Annotated in this window: 21 protein-coding genes and 1 pseudogene; 19 read left to right on the forward strand and 3 right to left on the reverse strand. The window is 50.9% G+C overall.

Annotated elements, in window-relative coordinates; genetic code table 11:
* The first annotated feature begins 6 nt into the window (after window positions 1–6).
* From NQF64_RS06645 to NQF64_RS08985, 9 genes and pseudogenes are all read left to right on the forward strand, one after another.
* A complete protein-coding gene (locus NQF64_RS06645; RefSeq protein ID WP_099026938.1) occupies window positions 7–546 on the forward strand; it encodes a flagellar basal body-associated FliL family protein in 540 nt (179 codons plus the stop codon).
* Between the two features lie 16 nt (window positions 547–562).
* Window positions 563–1723 (forward strand): flagellar motor switch protein FliM, encoded by a 1161-nt coding sequence (gene fliM / locus NQF64_RS06650; protein ID WP_099026937.1) that lies wholly within the window; start codon window positions 563–565, stop codon window positions 1721–1723.
* Entirely contained in the window at window positions 1707–2300 is a 594-nt protein-coding gene (locus NQF64_RS06655) for a hypothetical protein (RefSeq protein WP_099026936.1), read from the forward strand. The genes fliM and NQF64_RS06655 overlap by 17 nt, the downstream gene beginning before the upstream one ends.
* 114 nt (window positions 2301–2414) lie before the next feature.
* Window positions 2415–3383 (forward strand): flagellin, encoded by a 969-nt coding sequence (locus NQF64_RS06660; RefSeq protein ID WP_266106889.1) that lies wholly within the window; start codon window positions 2415–2417, stop codon window positions 3381–3383.
* 262 nt (window positions 3384–3645) lie between these two features.
* Entirely contained in the window at window positions 3646–4617 is a 972-nt protein-coding gene (locus NQF64_RS06665) for a flagellin (protein WP_099026934.1), read from the forward strand.
* Between the two features lie 216 nt (window positions 4618–4833).
* Window positions 4834–5112: a thiamine pyrophosphate-dependent enzyme gene (locus tag NQF64_RS09040; protein WP_457851389.1), complete on the forward strand. Its 279-nt coding sequence runs from the start codon at window positions 4834–4836 to the stop codon at window positions 5110–5112.
* 2 nt (window positions 5113–5114) lie between these two features.
* Window positions 5115–5303: a thiamine pyrophosphate-dependent enzyme gene (locus tag NQF64_RS09045; protein ID WP_457851390.1), complete on the forward strand. Its 189-nt coding sequence runs from the start codon at window positions 5115–5117 to the stop codon at window positions 5301–5303.
* A gap of 339 nt (window positions 5304–5642) precedes the next feature.
* Window positions 5643–6506, forward strand: coding sequence for an alpha-ketoacid dehydrogenase subunit beta (locus tag NQF64_RS06675; protein WP_457851391.1), 864 nt, complete (start codon window positions 5643–5645; stop codon window positions 6504–6506).
* Window positions 6507–6519: 13 nt separating this feature from the next.
* Window positions 6520–6950, forward strand: a pseudogene (locus NQF64_RS08985) (GlcG/HbpS family heme-binding protein).
* Window positions 6951–7034: 84 nt separating this feature from the next.
* Here the strand turns inward: NQF64_RS08985 and NQF64_RS06690 are convergent.
* From NQF64_RS06690 to flgF, 3 genes are all read right to left on the reverse strand, one after another.
* Window positions 7035–8120 carry a flagellar biosynthesis protein FlgL gene (locus tag NQF64_RS06690; RefSeq protein WP_099026931.1) on the reverse strand — a complete coding sequence of 362 codons (1086 nt, stop codon included), beginning with the start codon at window positions 8118–8120 and terminating at the stop codon, window positions 7035–7037.
* Between the two features lie 52 nt (window positions 8121–8172).
* Window positions 8173–9720: a flagellar hook-associated protein FlgK gene (flgK, locus tag NQF64_RS06695; RefSeq protein ID WP_266106891.1), complete on the reverse strand. Its 1548-nt coding sequence runs from the start codon at window positions 9718–9720 to the stop codon at window positions 8173–8175.
* Window positions 9721–9879: 159 nt separating this feature from the next.
* Entirely contained in the window at window positions 9880–10629 is a 750-nt protein-coding gene (flgF, locus tag NQF64_RS06700) for a flagellar basal-body rod protein FlgF (protein WP_099026929.1), read from the reverse strand.
* Between the two features lie 282 nt (window positions 10630–10911).
* Between flgF and flgG the strand changes: the two genes are divergently transcribed.
* The 10 genes from flgG to fliN all read left to right on the forward strand — a co-directional run bounded on the left by flgG (window position 10912) and on the right by fliN (window position 19271).
* Window positions 10912–11700, forward strand: a complete 789-nt coding sequence (flgG, locus tag NQF64_RS06705; RefSeq protein WP_099026928.1) for a flagellar basal-body rod protein FlgG — start codon at window positions 10912–10914, stop codon at window positions 11698–11700.
* Window positions 11701–11745: 45 nt separating this feature from the next.
* The gene (flgA, locus tag NQF64_RS06710; protein ID WP_266106892.1) at window positions 11746–12762 is read left to right on the forward strand and encodes a flagellar basal body P-ring formation chaperone FlgA; all 1017 of its coding nucleotides are present in this window, start codon (window positions 11746–11748) and stop codon (window positions 12760–12762) included.
* Entirely contained in the window at window positions 12759–13511 is a 753-nt protein-coding gene (gene flgH, locus NQF64_RS06715) for a flagellar basal body L-ring protein FlgH (protein ID WP_099026926.1), read from the forward strand. The genes flgA and flgH overlap by 4 nt, the downstream gene beginning before the upstream one ends.
* A gap of 168 nt (window positions 13512–13679) precedes the next feature.
* Window positions 13680–14198, forward strand: a complete 519-nt coding sequence (locus NQF64_RS06720; RefSeq protein WP_099026925.1) for a bactofilin family protein — start codon at window positions 13680–13682, stop codon at window positions 14196–14198.
* Window positions 14198–14809 carry a MotE family protein gene (locus tag NQF64_RS06725; RefSeq protein ID WP_266106893.1) on the forward strand — a complete coding sequence of 204 codons (612 nt, stop codon included), beginning with the start codon at window positions 14198–14200 and terminating at the stop codon, window positions 14807–14809. The genes NQF64_RS06720 and NQF64_RS06725 overlap by 1 nt, the downstream gene beginning before the upstream one ends.
* Before the next feature lie 10 nt (window positions 14810–14819).
* Window positions 14820–15203, forward strand: coding sequence for a hypothetical protein (locus NQF64_RS06730; protein WP_257875151.1), 384 nt, complete (start codon window positions 14820–14822; stop codon window positions 15201–15203).
* A gap of 177 nt (window positions 15204–15380) precedes the next feature.
* Window positions 15381–17039, forward strand: coding sequence for a flagellar basal-body MS-ring/collar protein FliF (gene fliF, locus NQF64_RS06735; RefSeq protein WP_257875150.1), 1659 nt, complete (start codon window positions 15381–15383; stop codon window positions 17037–17039).
* Between the two features lie 11 nt (window positions 17040–17050).
* Complete coding sequence (locus NQF64_RS06740) at window positions 17051–18136, forward strand: flagellar motor switch protein FliG (RefSeq protein ID WP_180794225.1); 1086 nt, start codon at window positions 17051–17053, stop codon at window positions 18134–18136.
* Between the two features lie 5 nt (window positions 18137–18141).
* On the forward strand, window positions 18142–18864 hold the full coding sequence (locus NQF64_RS06745; protein WP_099026923.1) for a FliH/SctL family protein: 723 nt from the start codon (window positions 18142–18144) through the stop codon (window positions 18862–18864).
* Window positions 18865–18866: 2 nt separating this feature from the next.
* Window positions 18867–19271: a flagellar motor switch protein FliN gene (fliN, locus tag NQF64_RS06750; protein WP_266106894.1), complete on the forward strand. Its 405-nt coding sequence runs from the start codon at window positions 18867–18869 to the stop codon at window positions 19269–19271.
* The last annotated feature ends 3 nt before the right edge of the window (window positions 19272–19274 follow it).

Below are 19274 nucleotides of genomic sequence, written 5' to 3' on the forward strand. Positions count from 1 at the left end.
GGCTGTATGAGTGATGAGACAGAAGCCCCTGTAGCTGCTGAAACTGAGACGGATGGACCCGCCGCTGAGGAGCAGAAAGGGACCTCTAAAAAGAAGCTGATCTTATTGGCAGGGGTACCCTTGCTCTTGATAGCTGGTGGTGTTGGTGCATGGCAGGCACATCTCCTTCCCTTTGGTAAAGGGGGGGAGAAGGCTGCAGCGCATGGCAAAGCTGAGGCTAAAGGAGAGGGGGCAGCCCCTGCTAATCGTATTTTGCTGGCAGTGCCTCCCGCTACGGCTAATTTGGACAATGGGGCAGGACGGACTGTCTATGTGAAAATGACAGCGAGTATTGAGTTTGAAGGGGCGGAGAGTGAAGCCGCTTTGAAGGCGCGCCTGCCGGAGATAGAGGATATTTTCCAAACTTACTTGCATGAGAGCCGCCCACAGGACCTCCACGGTAGTGGTTTTTATCGCTTGAGAGAATCTTTATTGCGGCGATTGCGGGTTGCGTTTGCCCCAGTGAATGTTAGCAATATCTACATTACAGAACTTCTAACCCAGTAAGGTGGACCAAGACCCAATGGCGGATGAAGACGAGCAGGTACAGGCCGATCAACCAGAGACGGATGAGGTTGGAGCCGGCGCTACGGCGGGCTATGGGGATGACGAGGAGCAGAACGGGGATCGCGCGTTAGATCAATCAGCTATTGATGCGATGTTGGGCGATACATTTTCTAATTCCGCTTTGCGGGAGGAAAGTGGGATGGAGCGCATCATTAAGGCTGGTTTTGTGGCCTATGAGCGCATGCCCATGCTGGAGAATGTCTTTGATAGGCTTGTGCGTTTTCTCTCCTCGACATTACGTGGTTTTACCAATGATAATGTCGATATTACCATGGAGGATATGCGCTCTCTGCGGTTTGGGGATTATATGTCTGGTGTGCCGACATCGTCCCTTTTCTCGGTGTTTCGTGCAGAGCAATGGCGTAATTATGGCCTTGTTATTTTAGATTCGGACCTCTCTTACGCTATCGTCGATATTTTGATGGGGGCGATACGTGGTAGTGGTGCAAAGGCTATTGAGAATCGCCCTCATACCGCATTAGAGCGGGCATTGATTGAAAAATTGGTAGTCATTACGCTTTCGGATCTTTCTGAGGCATTTGCACCAGTTGGTAAGGTTGATCTTACCTTTGAGCGTTTGGAGGTTAGCTCTAGCTTAGCGGTAATTGCTCGCCCCTCTAATGCAGCGATTGCGGCGAAATTTCATATCGATATGGGGGATAGAAGTGGCAATATGGAGATTGTTATCCCTTATGCCACTTTTGAGCCTGTACGAGAGAAATTGGCGCAGCAATTTATGGGAGAAAATTTTGGTAGCGATTCTATTTGGGAGAATCACCTCATCTCCGAGATTATGGAGACAAGTGTAACGGTTTCTACCGTATTTGAATCGACCTTCTTCCCGTTGTCGCAAATTTTAGAGTTGAAGAAGGGAAGTGTTCTTCACTTACGGTGCAAAGCCGATGCGCCTCATGGTGTTCGTATGGAATGTGATGGGACACCCCTTTTTGAGGGAACATTAGGGCGATTGCATAATATGCAAGCTGTACGGATTGATCAGCGGCTTATCCCACCAGAGGAAGAATTAACGCCGGAGCTTCTAGCGTCTCTTGGGGCGATCCCAGCGGCCCGTCATACGGTAGAGCAGGAAGGGTCTCATCATGTTTCTGGAAAATAGTCAGCTCGTTATTGAAGTCCTCCTGATGATCGTCCTTATAGCGGGGATTATCAGTTCTCGTTTGATTGTACGGCGGTTAGGCGTGATTCGCGAATCGTATACGGCTCTTAATGAGATGGTTTCCACGTTGGATTCCTCAACAGAGCAAGTGACGCATATGTTTGAGCGTGTGCGTCATGAGGTTAATCAAGGGGATAAACGTCTTTCTATCTTATTAGAGCGTGTACGTAATGCTGAGGAAGACCTGATGGACCATCATAAAATGGCTCAGGAATCGACCGATTCATTAACAGCTCTTCTGGAAAAGCTAGAAAGCCAAGAAACTGGCTTGAAAGAGCAAATCGTAGCGGCGCGTGATATTTTAGAGAAATTGGAAAAGCAACAGCGTCTCTCAGAGCAAGTGAAAACGGTTTCTACGCCTACAGATAATGGGGCAATTGAGGGTAATGCTGGTAAAGAGGACGGCGTCGCACCGCATTTTTCCGATTCTTTGACGGTACCGGCTCCAGGTGGGTTGCGTGGGCCACGCCCTTATATGCGTGCCCGTGAGTCGCAGCCGCAAACACAGCTTGGATGAGATAAGGTTATTTTTAGGGAAGCTTTGTAAGAATCTTGTAAAAGTTCTGTGGTCTATTCTCCTTGTCAACGAAATGTCGTTGCCTTGACGTAGATGAACTAGGGAGAAAAGGCCATGAGTCTTTCCATTAACACCAATACATCCTCCATGGTCGCCTTGGAGACATTGAACACAACACAGAGCGATCTTGCTAAGACAGAGAACGCTGTCTCCACCGGTAAGAAAGTCGCTAATGCATCTGACAACCCAGCTGCTTTTGGTATCTCCGCACAGATCGGTGGTGACATCTCTGGTCAGAACGCTGTTAACGACGGGCTGAGCTACGCATCTCAGATCGTCAGCTCCACAAACTCTGCTGCAAACAGCATCATCAAGGTGCTGCAGGATGTGCAGAATGCTGTTACGACTGTTGGTAACAACCTTGGTAACGCTACATCCCTCGGCCAGCTTGATAAAGAGCTGACAGGCTACATGAAGTCCATCGACACAATCGCTCGTAACGCAACAACGAAGGGGATTAACCTTCTTTCCGGCGGTGTTACTGGTGGCACGACCGATGGTCTTGGTATTACAGCAAACAGCCTGACATTCGTCAGCGGCTTGCAGGGTGATACACAGACACTCAGCGGCTATGGTAGCATGATTGCTGCAACAACAGGTGTTTCTCAGGGTGCAACTCTGACAGAAGCTCTGGGTCTGACAGCTGGTGGTTCTGCTGGTGCTGATCCGACAAGCAACGTCTTCCTGACGGCCAGCGCTACAGGTGCTAGCTTTGCTGGTTCCTATGCTGCTGATCCGAAGCAGGGCATCATCAAGATGATCTCCCAGGTTCAGAAAGCCATTGAGGCAATGACAAACGTCACTTCTGACCTTGGTTCTAACCAGAAGCTCATCGATTCCATGAGCGATTATGGTCAGAAATCTGCTGACTCCCTGACAGCGGCTTCTGGTGCGTTGACTGATGCGGATATGTCCGCTGAGTCCGCTAAGCTGACATCCTTGCAGACCAAGCAATCCCTGGGCATTAAGTCCCTCTCCATTGCTAACGGTCAGTCCCAGAACATTCTGTCCCTCTTCCAGTAAGAGGGGGAGGCCTAGCCCTACGGGGCTGGCTTCTTTTGGGTTTGATAATGCAGAACGCCATCGTGATCTCACGGTGGCGTTTTGTTTTTTAGGTAAAGTTTATGATGGCTTTTATAGGCTGGGCAAAAAAGCTTATTTTTAAGGCTTAATAAAAAGTGTCTTTTGTAGGGAATGTAAGAATCCTGTAAGGCTTCTGTGCTTTTATCCTTCCATCAACGACATGTCGTTGCTCTTGACGTAGGATGAGCAGGGAGAAAAGACCGTGAGTCTTTCCATTAATACGAACAAGTCTTCCATGGTCGCTCTGGAGACATTAAACACGACACAAAGTGATCTCGCTAAGACGGAGAACGCTGTTTCCACGGGTAAGAAGGTCGCTAATGCGTCTGATAACCCGGCTGCTTTTGGTATTTCTTCCCAAATTGGTGGTGATATTTCCGGTCAGAACGCTGTTAATGACGGGCTGAGCTATGCATCTCAGATCGTCAGTTCCACGAATTCTGCGGCGAATAGCATTATTAAGATTCTGCAAGATGTTCAGAACGCTGTTACCAGTGTTGGTAATAATTTTGGTAACGAAACATCTTTGGGCCAGCTGAATAAAGAAATTACGGGCTACATGAAGTCCATCGATACAATCGCTCGTAATGCGACAACCAAGGGGATTAATCTCCTTTCTGGCGGGACATTGAGTGGTACGACCGATGGTCTCGGTATTACCTCTAATAGCCTTACTTTTGTAACGGGGCTGCAAGGGGATACGCAAACCTTGACCAGCTATGGCAGCATGATTGGTGCAACTACGGGCTTTGGCGTTGGGCATATTTTGACAGAAATGCTGGGTTTAACACCCGGTAGCGCTACACCAGGTGTGGACCCTGATGTAAATAGCTTCCTCACGGCAACAGCGAATGGTGCTCGTATCAGTGATACTTATGCCGGGGATCCGAAGCAGGGCTTCATCAAAATGATCTCTCAGACGCAGAAAGCCATTGAGGCAATGACAAATGTCACTTCTGACCTTGGCTCTACGCAGAAGCTTATTGATTCCATGAGCGATTATGGTCAGAAATCTGCCGACTCCCTGACAGCGGCTTCTGGTGCGTTGACTGATGCGGATATGTCCGCTGAGTCCGCTAAGCTGACATCCTTGCAGACCAAGCAATCCTTGGGCATTAAGTCCCTCTCCATTGCTAACGGTCAGTCCCAGAACATTCTGTCCCTCTTCCAGTAAGAGGGGGAGGCCTAGCCCTACGGGGCTGGCTTCTTTTGGGTTTGATAATGCAGAACGCCATCGTGATCTCACGGTGGCGTTTTGTTTTATCTACTGCGTTATTTGGAAAATAAGGCAAGTTTTACGCAGGATCTTTCTACCGTTTGCTCCTCTAACAGGCATAGAGATAACAGCAGGCATTGAGATAGTGCCAGATACTTTGCCTAGGAGGAAAGAATGAACGCTAAAGACGAGAGAAAATACGACAAAAATACGCCCATCCCTCATGATGTCTTATTGGCAGCTTATCGGCGGATGAAGACTATTCGTGTTTTTGAGGACCGTCTGCATGAGGATTATAAAACGGGCAGCGTCCCCGGCTTTGCCCATCTTTATGCAGGGCAAGAGGCTACGGCAGTAGGGATTTGCAGCCATTTAACAGACGAGGATCAAATCGCTAGTACACATCGCGGGCATGGTCACTGCATCGCCAAAGGTTTTGGTATGCCGCCGTAACGGTGGATGGGCTGGATTTCTTTGCGGTTTATCGCACCGCAGGGGAGTTGATTGCCCAGATGCGCGCAGGGCATGGGCCTGTGTTGTTGGAATGTAAGACTGTACGTTTTTATGGTCATTTTGAAGGGGATACGCAGGTTTATCGCCCCACTGGAGAAGTGGCCAAGGCACGGGCGAATCAGGATTGTTGAAAGCGGTTTAGCCATCAAGCCGTACAAGAAGGGCTTAGCTCATCAGAGCTTGAGGTGGTGGATCGTGAGGTCGAATCGCTTGTAGAGGCAGCCGTGCAAGAGGCCGTTAAAGCCCCGTTCCCAGCATTAAGTGCCCTGCATGAGGGTGTGTACGTTTCTTACTAAAAAGCAGATTAACAGGAGATAAGTGATGACAAGAGAACTTACGTTAAAAGCCGCTATTAATGAGGCATTGGACTAAGAAATGGCACGCGAGCCGAAACTCTTGCTCTTTGGGCAAGATACGGCTGGCGGTGTGGATGCTGGTGGGGATGTCGATTGCTGGGGGGTGTCCTTGGCGTGACAAAGGGGCTGTATAGTAAATATGGCGACCGCGTTATTGATGCCCCACCAACGGAAATGGCCTATGTTGGGGCTGCCGTAGGGGCGGCACTCTCTGGTGTGCCCGTTGTTGCAGAAGTGCCGTTTATCGACTTTATGGGCGTATGCTTTGATCAGCTTTTAAACCAAGCGGCGAAGATTCGTTATATGTTTGGTGGCATGGCAGAAATTCCGTTGGTCATCCGCACGATGGTTGGGGCGGGGATTAATGGTGCAGCCCAACATTCGCAAATGCTGACATCCCTTTTTACGCATATTCTGGGGTTAAAGGTCGTCTGCCCGAGCACGCCTTATGATGCAAAGGGGCTGATGATTGAGGCTATCCGCGATAAAGACCCCGTCATTTTCTGCGAGCCTAAAGCGTTTTATGAGATGACAGGCCCAGTGCCAGAAGCCCCTTATACGGTGCCTTTTGGGACAGCACAGCATGTGCGGGAGGGCCGTGATGTGTCGATCATCACTTATGGGCCGATGGTGCCTCGCGCTCTGGAGGCCGCTACGCAGCTTGCTAAGGCGGGTGTCGAGGCGGAGATTATCGACCTCCGTACACTCTCTCCGCTTGATCTTGGGGCTGTTTTGCAGTCGGTTGAGAAAACAGGGCGGCTTGTTGCGGTGGATGAGGCGTACCCATGTTGTAATATAGCGACGGATATTATGGCGCAGGTGGTCGAGAAGCGGTTCTCCTCTCTTAAATCAGCCCCGCAAATGGTGAGCGCGCCTCACACGCCGGTGCCGTGCTCCCCATTATTGGAGGAAGCCTATATCCCCGGTGCGACGCAGATTGTTGCGGCAGTAAAGCGTGCAATGGGCCATAAAGCATAAGAGGAGGTTTATCATGCCCGTAAAACACCAGCAGGAAACAGCGCAGATTACATGGGAGGCTGCACAGGCTCTTATCGAGGCGGTTCTAAAAGAAGGTGCGGCCCAAAAGATTGCTTTTTCCATCGCGGTGATGGATGCGGGGGGACATTTACGCGCTTTTGGGGAGCTGACGAAGCGGCCTTTCTGACAGCGGAAATAGCCTGTGATAAAGCATGGACGGCCTGTTCTTTTGGGCAACCAACCCATATATGGAACAGCCTGATGCAAGAGTCTCACATGGCTCCCCTTGCTAGTCATCCGCGTTTGATGGCTGTTGGGGGTGGGTATCCTATTTTTTATCAAGGCCGTCTTATAGGTGGCCTTGGGGTCTCTGGTGGGACGTATGAGCAAGACCAAGAGGCCGCTGTAAAGGCTTTATCTCTTACGGGGTTTGATAAGCTGTAATCTTATAGCCCAAATCCTATAAAAAAGGCCGCCTCCTATGGGGAGAGCGGCCTTTTTGGGGAGGAGAGGATGGGTGTTAGATATTTAGATATAATCAGCGAGGGACATGTTCTTCGTATCAGCAATAAGCGAGAAAGACGCTTTGAGCTGAAGGCTAAGGTCGGATGAGCGTGTGGCGACCTCAGCAAGATTTACATCCAAGTTGTTGGAGAGTTGGGTCTTTACCATCAATGTAACGCTGGAGAAGATGCCTTTCTGACGGGAGAGTGTGTTTTGTGTCACCCCCATGCTTGTATTCATGTCAATAAGCTGATTGATGGTCTGGCTTAGTGAGCTGTGCATTTGGGTGACAAGCTTTGTAAAGCCGGGTGTTGTTGTGCTCATGCCCTTCATACCGGACATCAGCATCATATCGCGCATAAGGTCGCGTATAGGTGAGCCTGTGGAGGTCTCAGAGGCTTGCACACCTTCTGTCGCAACGGGAGCGGTTGTGATGACATTATCGTTCGGGCCGATGACGGCTGTAGCACGTAACCCTGTTGCTTTTGTAGCAGAGACAGAAAGAATGGATGAGAACACACTCATACCAGCATCGTTATTAGCACTGGCTGTTGTGGCTTGTTGGAAGATCTCATCGCTATTTGTGTCAGTTAGGCCAGAGAGCTGCTTGGATATTGTTTGAGCAAGCGTGCTGCTGGAAAGGCCAGAAGGGGAGAGAACAGGGGCAGCGGCTGTATCATTCCCGGCAAAGAGAAAGCTTGAGCCATCAGATGTATTTAGGATTGTCCCTAAGGTGTTGAGGCCTTTTTGGGCTGAATCGGCAGCGGCGTTTGTCGCTGTGGTGGAGCCTCCCTCGGAGGAGGTCATGTTCAACAGCATAGTGTTGAGTGACTGTGCGAGGTCGGTAATCTGTGTAAAACCGGTAGAGGCAAGGGAGAGCCGGTTTTGTACAGTAGAGATGTTGCTTTGATAGCCGCTTAACTCTGAGATTTGAGGGCTGAGGGTCAAAGCGGCTTGGCGGTTGCTCCCAAGGCCAGCAATACTGGAAGAGATTGTCCCTTGTGAACTTTGCCAAGCGACATCGCTTTGTGCGGCTTCAATTTGTTTGATCCCTGCATTGAGGATCAAGCCTGTCCCAGAGGCACCATATTGGCCAACGCTCATGCTCATGAGGGGGAATTCCTATTTATCATTAAAGGGCGTGAAGAGAGGGGCGGTGCGTTTAATGCACCGCGTTAAGGAGTGTGTCGAACATGGTTTGCACCATGGAGACGACCTTAGCATTGGCAGAATAAGAGCTCTTTAAGGCAACAACAGCGGCCATCTGGCTATTAACATCCACACCAGAGACACTAGCCACTTTGGTGGAGAGCGAGGTTTGAATAGATGTCGCCGTGGTGAGGTCGCTATTGGCCTGACTGATGGTTTGTGCCTGATTAGCTGTTAAAGCTGTGGCGAGCTGGGTAAGGCTTTGTGCGCCTTCATACCCTGTGGATTGTTGTCCATCAGGTCCTAGGCCAGATGTAGGGGCAATAAGCCCGTTGGTCACAGAGGAAGGCCCGCTCCCAAAGGCTTGGCTGAGAACAGCATTAGGCTTGAAATTGAAATGCTGAAGGCCGGTAAGGTCCTCTGTTAGGCGTGCAGGGGCTTGGAGGTAGCCGTCAGACACTGCGATCTTGGAGGAGAGCCCAACAAGACCGTTTGGTGTTGTTTGGGTCGGGTCAGAGGAGAGGTTTTGTGTCGTCCCATTGCTAAAGAGTGATACGCCAGCGGCATTAAAGCGGTTGATTAAGGTGTAGGAGAAGGAATCCAGCTGCGCTTGCATTTGCGGATAGGTTTGGTCACGCAGTGTAAGATTCGCCCCTAACGTTCCCCCGGTTAGATGGCTGGTGATGTCTTTCCCAGCGAGCATAATGCCCGGTACACCTTTATCACTACCATCTGTGGCGTGATACATGCTGGGGCTTAGCGTAGCGCTTTGCGTGGAGAGTGGCCATGTGGAGGTAGGGCCAGTTAATGTCCCATTGGGTAAGCCAAGCTGGTCAGGCCGTGTAGGCAGACGTGTACCGTCTTGTGTGGAGACGAGCATGTCTCCATTGGGTTTTTCGGTAAAGGTGACGCCCAATTTGCTTGAGAGACTTTGCATAGCCTCATAGCGTTTATTTGCAAGGTCTGATGTATCGGCATGGGAAGAGCGTGCCAACATGATTTGCTGGGAGAGCTGGCCGATCGTTGTCAGGTCGGTATTAATGCCTGAGACGCTATCCGTCACCGCATCCTGCGCACCTTGGCGTTGTGCTTGATAAACGGAGGAGAGCGTATGGATGTTGCTGACTAATGTTTGGGCAGCAGAGATTACCGTGTTTTGTGACGCGCTATCTTGCGGAGTGCTAGTGAGCGATACAAACGCGTTCTTAACATTTTGAAGATTGCTGGTGAGCGTGCCAATAGCGGTGGAGCCGTCCGAGCTTGTTGTTGTCCCTTGCACGGAGGACACAGCCGCTAAAGAGTTGCTCGTAGTTGTGAGCGCTGCGACCTGTGCATTTTGGCGATAAAGCGCATCCTGCAACGCTTGAGAGACAACAAGACGATTATTACCAGTGGTCACACCAACGCCCATGCCTGAGACAACTGTGGAAGTCGGGGTAGGAGAGGCTGCCACGTAGCCAGGGGTAGAGGCATTCGTGACATTGTTAGATGTTGTAGCGAGTTCGTTTTCAATGGTTTTAAGGCCACTGGAAGCGATATTGAGGGACAGACCGAGACTCATGTTCTTTCTCCCAGCTTAATTAAGGCCGGCCAAAGGCCAATAACCATAAGAAGCTTATCAGATTGCTTCATCAAGGCATAACATACGCTTTGAGGGTTACATGAAGTTAAACGTAAGGAATATATTTTGCTTCATAATCTATTAACCTTGTATAGAGTCTTATGTTGTGGGTTCGGCAGGGATTTTATCAATCGCGTTAAGGCGGCGTGTAAATTCTGTCTGTAAGAGTTGAAAATTCAGGTCATATTCCCGCTGGGTTTTAATCATAGCCGTGGTTTCTTCCACCGCATTGACGTTGCTGGATTCCAACATCCCTTGACGAATTTCTTGCGTTGGGACCTTTTGAAGCTCCGTTGTGGGGCGGAAAAGATGATTACCTTCTGCATGGAGCGTATTAGGATTCTCCACTGTTGCGAGGCCAAGCTTAGAGACAATGCCTTTTTCGGTAGAGATGGTGCCATCAGCCCCAACGCCGAGGGGGAGAATCTGGTCATCAGCGTTGAGCGTGATAGGGCGGCGTTGGTCATCTAATACGGGATTGCCTGACGAATCGACAATCGTACCGTCCTCACTACGATGCAGCTGGCCATTGCGGGTAAGGCGGAGGCCTTGCTGTGTACGGACCACAAAATAACCTGGCCCATTAATTGCAAGGTCCAATGGGTTGCCTGTTTGGCGGAGTTCGCCTTGGAGGGTATCTAAATAGGTGGAGCGATCTTGGCTATAAGTGAGGACTTTTTCCCCATTGACCAAATCAGACCCATGTTGGCGGGAAAGATAGTCGGAGAAGAGGACACGATGCTCCTTAAAGCCATCCGTGCTGCTATTGGCTAAGTTATTGGTTGTGACTTCAAGCCCGCGCGTAAGGGCATCAATGCGGGCTAGTGCAAGGTAGCCGGTTATGTCCATATTTAAGGGTCCTTAAAGGCCATTTGCGCCATATGGGGGAAGTAATGGCATTAAATGGAGGATTTTGTAAAGCTTATATATCAAAAACGCCTTAAAAATGGTTTGGATTGACGTGATTTTGGGAAATTTAATCTTATAAAATAAGGTCAATATAAGGTTTTTTGTAAATTATTCATACAAATAACCTTGATAAGTGATGTTGTGGCGGTTTATGAAAGGCGTAGTAATGCGTTTGTTGTGCCTGCCATATGGATGGTGGCAGAATCCTAAGGATGCCCGTTTATGTTAAGATCACTCGATGTTGCTGCAACAGGGATGCAGGCTCAGTCCACCAATGTGGAGACCATCTCTCACAACATCGCCAATATGACGACCACAGGCTATAAAAGACGCCGGGCGGAGTTTCAGGACCTTATTTATCAGGACTTGCGCCGGGTCGGGACGATGAGTTCTGACACTGGTTACCGTGTGCCAGCTGGGGCACAGGTCGGTTTGGGTGTGCGTACTGCTGCTATTTACCGGATTAACGAGCAAGGTAGCTTGGCTCAAACTGGTAATGCGCTAGACCTTGCGGTGGAAGGGCGTGGTTACTTCCGCATCCTATTGCCTAATGGGGAATATGCCTATACGCGCGACGGGACATTTTCCCTCTCGCAAGATGGGGCGATTGTGACGGCGGATGGGTATCCTCTCACACCGAATATTTCGATCCCTAATAACGCGGAAAACATTACCATCGACCAGACAGGGCAGGTGCAATACACGCTCTCTGGTCAGGCGAATTCCCAGGTGGCAGGGCAGATTCAGCTTACGACCTTCCAAAATGAGAATGGTCTAGCCGCTATGGGGCAGAACCTCTTTACCGAGACAACATCCTCGGGGGATCCGATCATCGGTAACCCAGAGACGACCGGTTTTGGAACGATTCGGCAGGGGTTCGTTGAGGAATCTGCTGTGAATGCTGTGACGGAAATTACGGACCTAATCACAGCACAACGCGCTTACGAGATGAATAGTAAGAGCATTACCGCCTCTGATGAGATGCTCCAGACCCTAACAAACCTGCGCTAAGAGCGGGGGCATATGCAAGCTCTTTGTAAGCTGACAATGGGTAGAGTGAAGGCGTTTAGCGTTTGTGCGTGCGTGAGTGTTGGCTTGTTATGGTCGCAGCACGTGGTTGCGGCAACATTGCGCCCTTCTGGGGTTGTGCATGGGGCATCGGTTTATCTTTCTGATGTTTTTGAGGGGCTAGAAAGCGGGCAAGATCGCCTTCTTGGTCCAGCTCCTGCGCCTGGTAAGGCTGTTACGATTGGTGGAAGCCAGCTCATCGCCTTGGCTGATCAATATGGTGTGGATTGGGATGATCAATCCTCTTCTGCTAGCTTGACCCTCACACGTGCTGGGCATGTGTTAGGGCGTGATGATTTTGTAGCGTTAGTGCGCAAGATGGTCGCTCAGGATGAGGGGGCAAGCAGTGTGGTGGTGGAGATCACCAGCTTCACCCCTGTTATTGTAGAGGAAGGGCAGGCCGACCCTGTTATTCTTTCTAATTTGGAATGGGACCATAAAACAGGCCGCTTTACAGCCCTTGTCCAGCCAACTCATCCTTCTGGTACAGCAGGGGCAGATAGCTTTACGCTGCGTGGAACCATCCGCCCTGTGCAACCTGTTATGGTGTATGATCATGCTTTGGCAGCAGGTCATATCATTCAGCAAGATGATATGCGAATAGACCCAGCTTTTACTGGGACTATACCGCCGTTAGCACGCTCTTTGCCAGAGCCAGAGAAGATGGTTGGTATGGCGCTGGTGCGGACAGTTGCTGCGGGCCAACCTGTCGAAGCTACAGACTTGCGACGTGCCATCCTTGTCCATCGCGGAGACCCTGTCTTGTTGAGCTACAACAGCACGGGCATTCGTCTCACCGCGACAGGCCGTGCGTTAGAAGACGGGGGGAGTGGGCAATTTGTCCATGCGCTTAATCTGGGTAGTCGCATGATTCTGATTGGCCGGGTCAGTGCCTCGGGCGAGATTCGTGTTGATGCGTCCTCTACAGCGATTCCTCCTGATTCGGAAGAAGCGCGTAGGCTGGGGATCAACACCATGATGCTTGATGGAGGAAGCCGCCCATGATGTCCTTATGGTCAAAGCGGGCATGGCTGCGCGTGGGTGTGGTACCCGGCCTTTTAGTGGGGCTGAGTGGGTGTTTAGGGGTCAGTGGGATGAGCGAGATGGGTCATCTCCCCCGTATGACGCGGACAGCTGACCCCACGCAAGCCCCCGATTATCGGCCGATTACCATGCCTAGCCCGCCGCTTCAGGCCCCGCCGACGGAGGTAGGCAGTTTATGGCGGCCGGGGAGCCGTGCCTTCTTTAAAGATCAACGTGCTGCCCAAGCGGGTGATTTGCTGACGATCAAGATTCAAGTAGCTGATACAGCTAATGTGACGAACAACACGACGGCTTCAGGCAGTGCATCAGAGGTTTTTGGGATCCCGAGCTTATTTGGCTTTAAAGGCAAGGCGTTATCTCATCTGACGAGTGCTGATGCGCTGGATACGAGCAGCTCTAGCGCGAATACTGGGGCGGGGACCATCCGGCGTATTGATACTGTGACCATCACCTTAGCGGGTGTTATCACGCAGGTTCTGCCGAATGGTAATTTTGTCGTTGTAGCTCGCCAAGAAGTCCGCGTGAATGGTGAGCTAAGGCAGATTATGGTGAGCGGCGTTGTCCGACCACAGGATATCTCTGAAGATAATGTCGTCACGCATGATCGCATTGCCGAGGCGCGCATCTCTTACGGCGGGCGTGGTCAGCTCTCGCAATATCAACAGCCGCGCTATGGGCAGAAAGTCCTAGAGAATGTTCTGCCATTTTAAGGGTTAAAAGGATATTTTTAAGATTTATTCCTTATATAAGGCTTAAATATTGTGGTATTGGCTTTCATGTCATAAATATGCCTTTGTTAGGCGGGTGGCATAGGGTTTAGGAATTTTTGACCATTCTGTCACCATGTAGAGTGGGATGTGGGTAAGGGGAGAGAGTGAATGTCTGAAACAAAGCAACATGAAGGATTTATTCCCGCAGGGCTTGTTGTAAAGAATGTGCAGGGTGTGGTGGAAGGCAGCCTGTATATTGCTGGTGATGTGGAGCAAGCAGAATTAGAGGCTGGCCATTTGTGCATCACGGAGGAAGGCACTCTCAAAGATGGGCATATTGAGGCGCGTTCTGTTGCGATTGATGGTTACGTAACAGGGGTGACCTTTACAACGCCTCGGCTGACAGCGGGTGCAGGGGCGCGTATCTCAGATTGTGTGATTGAGATGGGTAATCCAACGGGTTGTGCCATCCATGAAGATGCAAGTTTTGAGGGGGATGTAAGGATCTCTGTGTCCCGTAACGGGAAGGCACGTCAGAAAAATGCAGAGGAGACATCACGGAGTGTGCCGCATGAAGATGCACATATTGTGATCCCTGGTGATGATGAGCTTGATCCTCATTGGGCGGCTAAAACGCCTGATATTACCGAGGCGGAACAAGACGCCGAGATACCGTTGGGGGGCTAATGGCGGGTGCATGCTTTAAGCAATCCCGGTGGCTGCGTTACTATAGTGGCGTTATTGCGCTGCTATGGTGTGTAGGCGTTTTATGGGTCTCTCCTGTTCAGGCAGAGGACGACGGGCTGCCCAGTAATGATGCCGAGCAACAAATGCAGGAGCAGCAGCGTATTTTTGCTGCAGCCCGTAAGGCGCTAGAGCTGCGCTTGCATGTGTTGAGCCAGTCTAAGGCTGCTTTTTCTGAGACGGTGGATAATCATAAGCTCGTCCCTAAAGAGGCAGCGGCGCGTTTAGTGGGTATTTATGAGGTGATGCGCCCTGGGGAAGCTGCAGCAGTATTTAATGTGATGGACCCACATGTGCTTATAGCCATCGCAGCGTCTATGAACACACGTAAGCTTTCAGCGATTATGGCGCATATGACGCCAGACCGCGTGAATCTTGTGTCTCAATATTTAGTAGGTGTGCGGCATTTTCATCACCCTGCTCTTAACATTCCTGCTGTGGCGGAGGGGGCATCACCGCCCGGCCAAGAAGGGGCTGTGGGAGCAGAATCGTTAGAACGAGTGCATTATGAAGCTGTGCCGCAACGTGGGCCGCTTTTACCATCGCGGCAATAATGAGGGGATAATGATAGAGAAGCGAATCATGGGGCGGTCTTGTTCATTATCACGCTCGTGGCAGGCAGTGTGGTTGCTTATGCCCCTTTTAACTGGGCTTAGTGCATGTGCGCCCGATTATCTGGCCAGTAAGGTGACAGGCCGGCAATGTCAGGCAGGTTATTTAGAGGAGGGTGAAGATTGGTGCGCCCCACCAGAGCGTACGCCCCCTCCGCAGCCTTATTGCACACAAAGTTGGAATGGCGTGGATTGTTGGGCACGGCCAGAATTAACCCCGAATATGGCTCATGAAGCCTATGAAGGCCCACGTGGTTTAACACCGGAACAGAACGCGAACCGTCTTATGATGCCGGTAAAGAAAGTGCCGCCGAGCAATCAATATTTTACCCCATGATATTTGGGATAAAAGAAGCACCAATCATTAACCTTATATAGGCTTTACATGTGGTCTTCATGAAGGCTATTTATGAGGTTCAAGGCATGTTTTGCCATGATTGTGATGGCCTATATGGTAAATCCGGTGGCGGGATTGCTGCTTCCGGCATGAGAGAAGCAGGTAGATACCCATTATATGCAGTTGAATAAGCTTCGTTTGCCGCAGATTATAGAAGGGTTGAAGAGCCTTGGCCGGGTAAGGCTTATTGCTCTGGGTATTGTTGGTACGCTTTTGCTTTTGTCTTTAGGAGTCATCGCTTTTCATAATCGTACGGCCCCTATGTCCCTTCTTTATGGGGACCTAGAGCTTAATGAAGCTGCCGAAATGGTGGATGATCTTGCCAAAGCGCATATCCCTACTAATACGGGGCCGGATGGCCGTACCTTGTATGTCCCCACCGATAAAGTTGCAGAAGCGCGTCTTTTATTAGCAAAGGCGGGGCTGCCCGGTGGAGGGATTGTTGGTTATGAGCTGTTTGATAAAAGCGGCACGTTAACGAGCACACAATTCGAGCAAGGGATCGACGAGACACGCGCTTTAGAAGGTGAGTTAGAGCGTTCTATTCGTCTTATTCATGGTGTGCGGAATGTGCGTGTGCATCTTGTTCTGCCTCATCGTGATCTGTTCTCTACAGAGACCAACCCATCGCAAGCGAGTGTGATTTTGGATGTTGGACGTACTGGAGCGGTGTCGGAAGATGCCATCTCTGCGATCCAAAATCTTGTCTCTGCAGCAGTGCCGGGGTTGAAGGCGCATGGTATTTCCATCGTGGATACGCGGGGGGATGTTCTAGCGCGCCCTGGGGACCCAGATAGTCTTGCAGGGCAAGAATCGTCTTTAGAGAAGCAACGCCATGCTGAAGAGCAGCGGCTTGCTCAAGCTGTGGAGGATATTCTTACCCCTACATTAGGTATGGGCCATGTGCGGGCACGTGCGGCTGTGACGATGAATACGGACCTCATCCATGAGACCGATGAATCGTACGATCCTAATGAGCAAGTGTTACGCTCCCAAAGCACGAGTACGGATAAGAGTGCCAATACGGAGGCGAATCAGAACACCAGCGTTGGCAATAACCTCCCTAATGCAAATGCAGGGCAGAATAACCGGACAGGCTCCAGCGAGGAGCGGACGGATGAGACGAATAATTACGAAATTGGCAAGCGGACGCGCGTTATCAATCAGACACGCCCACGTGTGTCGCGGATTAGTCTTGCTGTGCTGGTGGATGGGACTGTCACGGCTGATAAAAATGGTAAATCATCCTGGAAGCCCTTGGATGAAGCTGAGGTTAAACGCCTGACTCAATTGGTGCAAACAACCATTGGGTATGACAAGACACGCGGTGATGAGGTTAATGTCGTGTCTATGCCATTCCGTGTGGATGGCGGGATGGACCTACCGCATGAGGCAACACCATTCTTTACCAGAGAGATGATGATTTATCTGGCGGAGTGGATTGTTCCGATTCTCCTACTTCTGGGGGCGGCGGCGATGTTGCTTGGTCCTATTTTACGTAAAGCACGTAAAGGGACCGAGACAGAAGGCCAGACAGGCAGTGCTGGTGTTGGAGCTGCTGAAGTCAGTGCTGATAACGCAGAGGCGAGCAGTACGACACAGGATGCCGCTAGCCGTAGTGACCGTATTAGCGTTGATGGCGTGGAAGGGGAGATGCGTCGCGAATCGCTGGCTCGTGTCCTGCGGCGTGTTGAAGATAACCCCGATGATGCAGTGGCTGTGATCCGTAATTGGTTGGCCGAGCCAGAGCCGGCCAAACCAGCGGCTGAAAGCTAAGGAGGGCTACCATGGTAGAGCAAATGAATCATGGCGGGATGGATGCCACGGCTATTCAGTCTGAGAGTGTGCGCCCTGGGCTAATAGCGGAGATGAAAGGCAGCGAGAAAGCAGCCATTTTGATGCTGGCATTAGGCCAAGAGCGTTCAGCACGTATTTTCCGCTCGTTGCAGGAGGATGAGGTCCGGGACATCTCCAAAGCAATGGCTGCTTTAGGGATCGTGCGGGCTGACCGTGTGGAAGCGGTCTGTAATGAATTCTCAGAGAAATATGCAAGTGCAGATGGCTTTGTCGGTAGTTATGAAACGACAGAGGATTATCTCAAACGTGCCCTCCCCGCTGAAGTGGTCGAGAAGATCATGGAGGATATACGCGGGCCATCAGGGCGGAGCGTTTGGGCTAAAATGGGTAACATGCCCGAGGCCACCTTGGCGAATTATCTGCGGAATGAACAACCACAGACAGTGGCTGTTATCCTTAGCTATATCGCCCCAGCGCATGTGGCTCGTGTATTGACGCTCTTCCCTGAAGAGTTCGCTACCGATGTGATTGTACGCATCCTCCATATGAGCCCTGTGAGCAAAGATGTGCTGGAGAGCTTGGAGATGACCCTCCGTAAAGAGCTGATTATGGCCTTTGGGCGGTCCACCAAGCGCGATAGCTATGCTTTTGTGGCGGAGGTGTATAACAACTTCGACCGTAAGACGGAGGCCTCTCTCACAGAGAAGCTTGGCTTGCGTAGTGAAGAAGATATGGAGAAGGTGAATAAATTGAAATTCACCTTTGATGATATCAAACGCCTCACCCCTGATGACATGATGCGCGTCATGGCGGCGATCAACCGCGATGGCGAGGCAAAGAGCCGGCTACCCCTGGCCCTTAAAGCGGCTAATCAGGCTGTACGCGAGCTGTTCTTTAAATGTATGTCCAAGCGTGCTGCTGGGCTTTTAGAGGATGAGATCCGCGGCATGGGGGCTGTGCGTTTGCGTGATGCCGAGGCTGCACAGATGGAGTTGATTGCTCTTATCAAAGCCCTAGCGAATGATGGTGAAATTGATATTTCGCCATCTTCCTCTGAAGATGAGATCATCGAGTAAGGGCGATGAAGGAGGCATTAAAACAGGCTGCTACGCCAGAGCGGTGGAGCTTTAGCGAGAGTTTAGAGGACTTCTCCCACCATGCAAAAGATGTTGTGGGTGAGTTGCTCGATGAAGAGGAGCCAGAGCCAGACCCGAGCATAACTCTTCATCCCGAGGAGTTGGAACGCCTTAAAGCTGAAGCCTATCAGCAGGGTTATAAGCAAGGTGAAGGGGATGCAGAACAAGCCTTGGGGAGCCAGATGGCGGAGTCTGTTCAGCAGGTTCTGGCGTTTATGGAGGAGGAGGAAGCCCGTCGCAATGATAGGATGATGCGGCTTTCGGAGCAGTTTGTTGCAGGGGTTTGCCACGTTGTTGAGCAGATTTTTGCTGGTGATCTTGCTCAAACAGGCTTGCGCCATCAGCTTGCGGAGGATGCCGCTATGTTGGTTGCTCAATGTGAGGGGGCGATTGAGCTTGCATGCGCGACGGCTGATGAATCTGCTCTTCGTACGGCTTTGGCTGGGGTGAAGGATGTTGCGATCACGGCAGAGCCGGGACGGCAAGCTGGCAGCCTTACAATTTCTGCTGCTCAATCGCGCATTACTTTGGATGAAACCCAATGGGCAGAGGCCGTGCGGCATCGTGTCGCAGAAGCGGTGGAGGCTTTAATTAGGCTAGCCCCTACAGGTGAGCAAGAAGCAGTGCAGGATGTAGAGCCGCACATAGTACAAAAAGAAGGAGAATAAGCATGGCAGATGAGACAGAGACCAACCCAGCGACCACACCCCAGCCGGATGAGAGCCAGGCTTCTGGTGGCGTTGACCTTTCTGATTTTTCTTCTGAAGTGTCAGAAGAGGGGGCAGAACGGCTTGGGAAATTGCACGATAGCGAGCAAGGACAAGCCCGTGATCGTGAGGCGATTCTTGATGTTCCCGTCAAAATTACAGCCGTGGTGGGTGATGTTAAAATGCCCGTGCGGGACTTGGTGCGCCTTGGTCGAGGGGCTGTTGTGCCATTGAATCGTAAATTGGGGGCCTCGATTGATATTTACGCCAATGATCGGCTGATTGCCCGTGGGGAGATCACCATCATTGAGGATGATAATATTGCTGTGACGATGACGGAGATTATGTCGTCATCAGCCAGTGTGTAAGGT

The sequence above is a fragment of the Bombella saccharophila genome, from assembly GCF_026385475.1.
Classification (GTDB): domain Bacteria; phylum Pseudomonadota; class Alphaproteobacteria; order Acetobacterales; family Acetobacteraceae; genus Bombella; species Bombella saccharophila.

Coding starts and splice junctions, on each gene's coding strand:
- NQF64_RS06660 (WP_266106889.1), top strand. CDS start 2,415: ATGAGTCTTTCCATTAACACCAATACATCCTCCATGGTCGCCTTGGAG.
- NQF64_RS06745 (WP_099026923.1), top strand. CDS start 18,142: ATGAAGGAGGCATTAAAACAGGCTGCTACGCCAGAGCGGTGGAGCTTT.
- NQF64_RS06720 (WP_099026925.1), top strand. CDS start 13,680: ATGTCTGAAACAAAGCAACATGAAGGATTTATTCCCGCAGGGCTTGTT.
- fliM (WP_099026937.1), top strand. CDS start 563: ATGGCGGATGAAGACGAGCAGGTACAGGCCGATCAACCAGAGACGGAT.
- NQF64_RS06690 (WP_099026931.1), bottom strand. CDS start 8,120: ATGAGCATGAGCGTTGGCCAATATGGTGCCTCTGGGACAGGCTTGATC.
- fliF (WP_257875150.1), top strand. CDS start 15,381: ATGCAGTTGAATAAGCTTCGTTTGCCGCAGATTATAGAAGGGTTGAAG.
- flgG (WP_099026928.1), top strand. CDS start 10,912: ATGTTAAGATCACTCGATGTTGCTGCAACAGGGATGCAGGCTCAGTCC.
- flgF (WP_099026929.1), bottom strand. CDS start 10,629: ATGGACATAACCGGCTACCTTGCACTAGCCCGCATTGATGCCCTTACG.
- fliN (WP_266106894.1), top strand. CDS start 18,867: ATGGCAGATGAGACAGAGACCAACCCAGCGACCACACCCCAGCCGGAT.
- flgH (WP_099026926.1), top strand. CDS start 12,759: ATGATGTCCTTATGGTCAAAGCGGGCATGGCTGCGCGTGGGTGTGGTA.
- NQF64_RS09040 (WP_457851389.1), top strand. CDS start 4,834: ATGAACGCTAAAGACGAGAGAAAATACGACAAAAATACGCCCATCCCT.
- NQF64_RS06645 (WP_099026938.1), top strand. CDS start 7: ATGAGTGATGAGACAGAAGCCCCTGTAGCTGCTGAAACTGAGACGGAT.
- NQF64_RS06730 (WP_257875151.1), top strand. CDS start 14,820: ATGATAGAGAAGCGAATCATGGGGCGGTCTTGTTCATTATCACGCTCG.
- flgK (WP_266106891.1), bottom strand. CDS start 9,720: ATGAGTCTCGGTCTGTCCCTCAATATCGCTTCCAGTGGCCTTAAAACC.
- NQF64_RS06655 (WP_099026936.1), top strand. CDS start 1,707: ATGTTTCTGGAAAATAGTCAGCTCGTTATTGAAGTCCTCCTGATGATC.
- NQF64_RS06725 (WP_266106893.1), top strand. CDS start 14,198: ATGGCGGGTGCATGCTTTAAGCAATCCCGGTGGCTGCGTTACTATAGT.
- NQF64_RS06740 (WP_180794225.1), top strand. CDS start 17,051: ATGGTAGAGCAAATGAATCATGGCGGGATGGATGCCACGGCTATTCAG.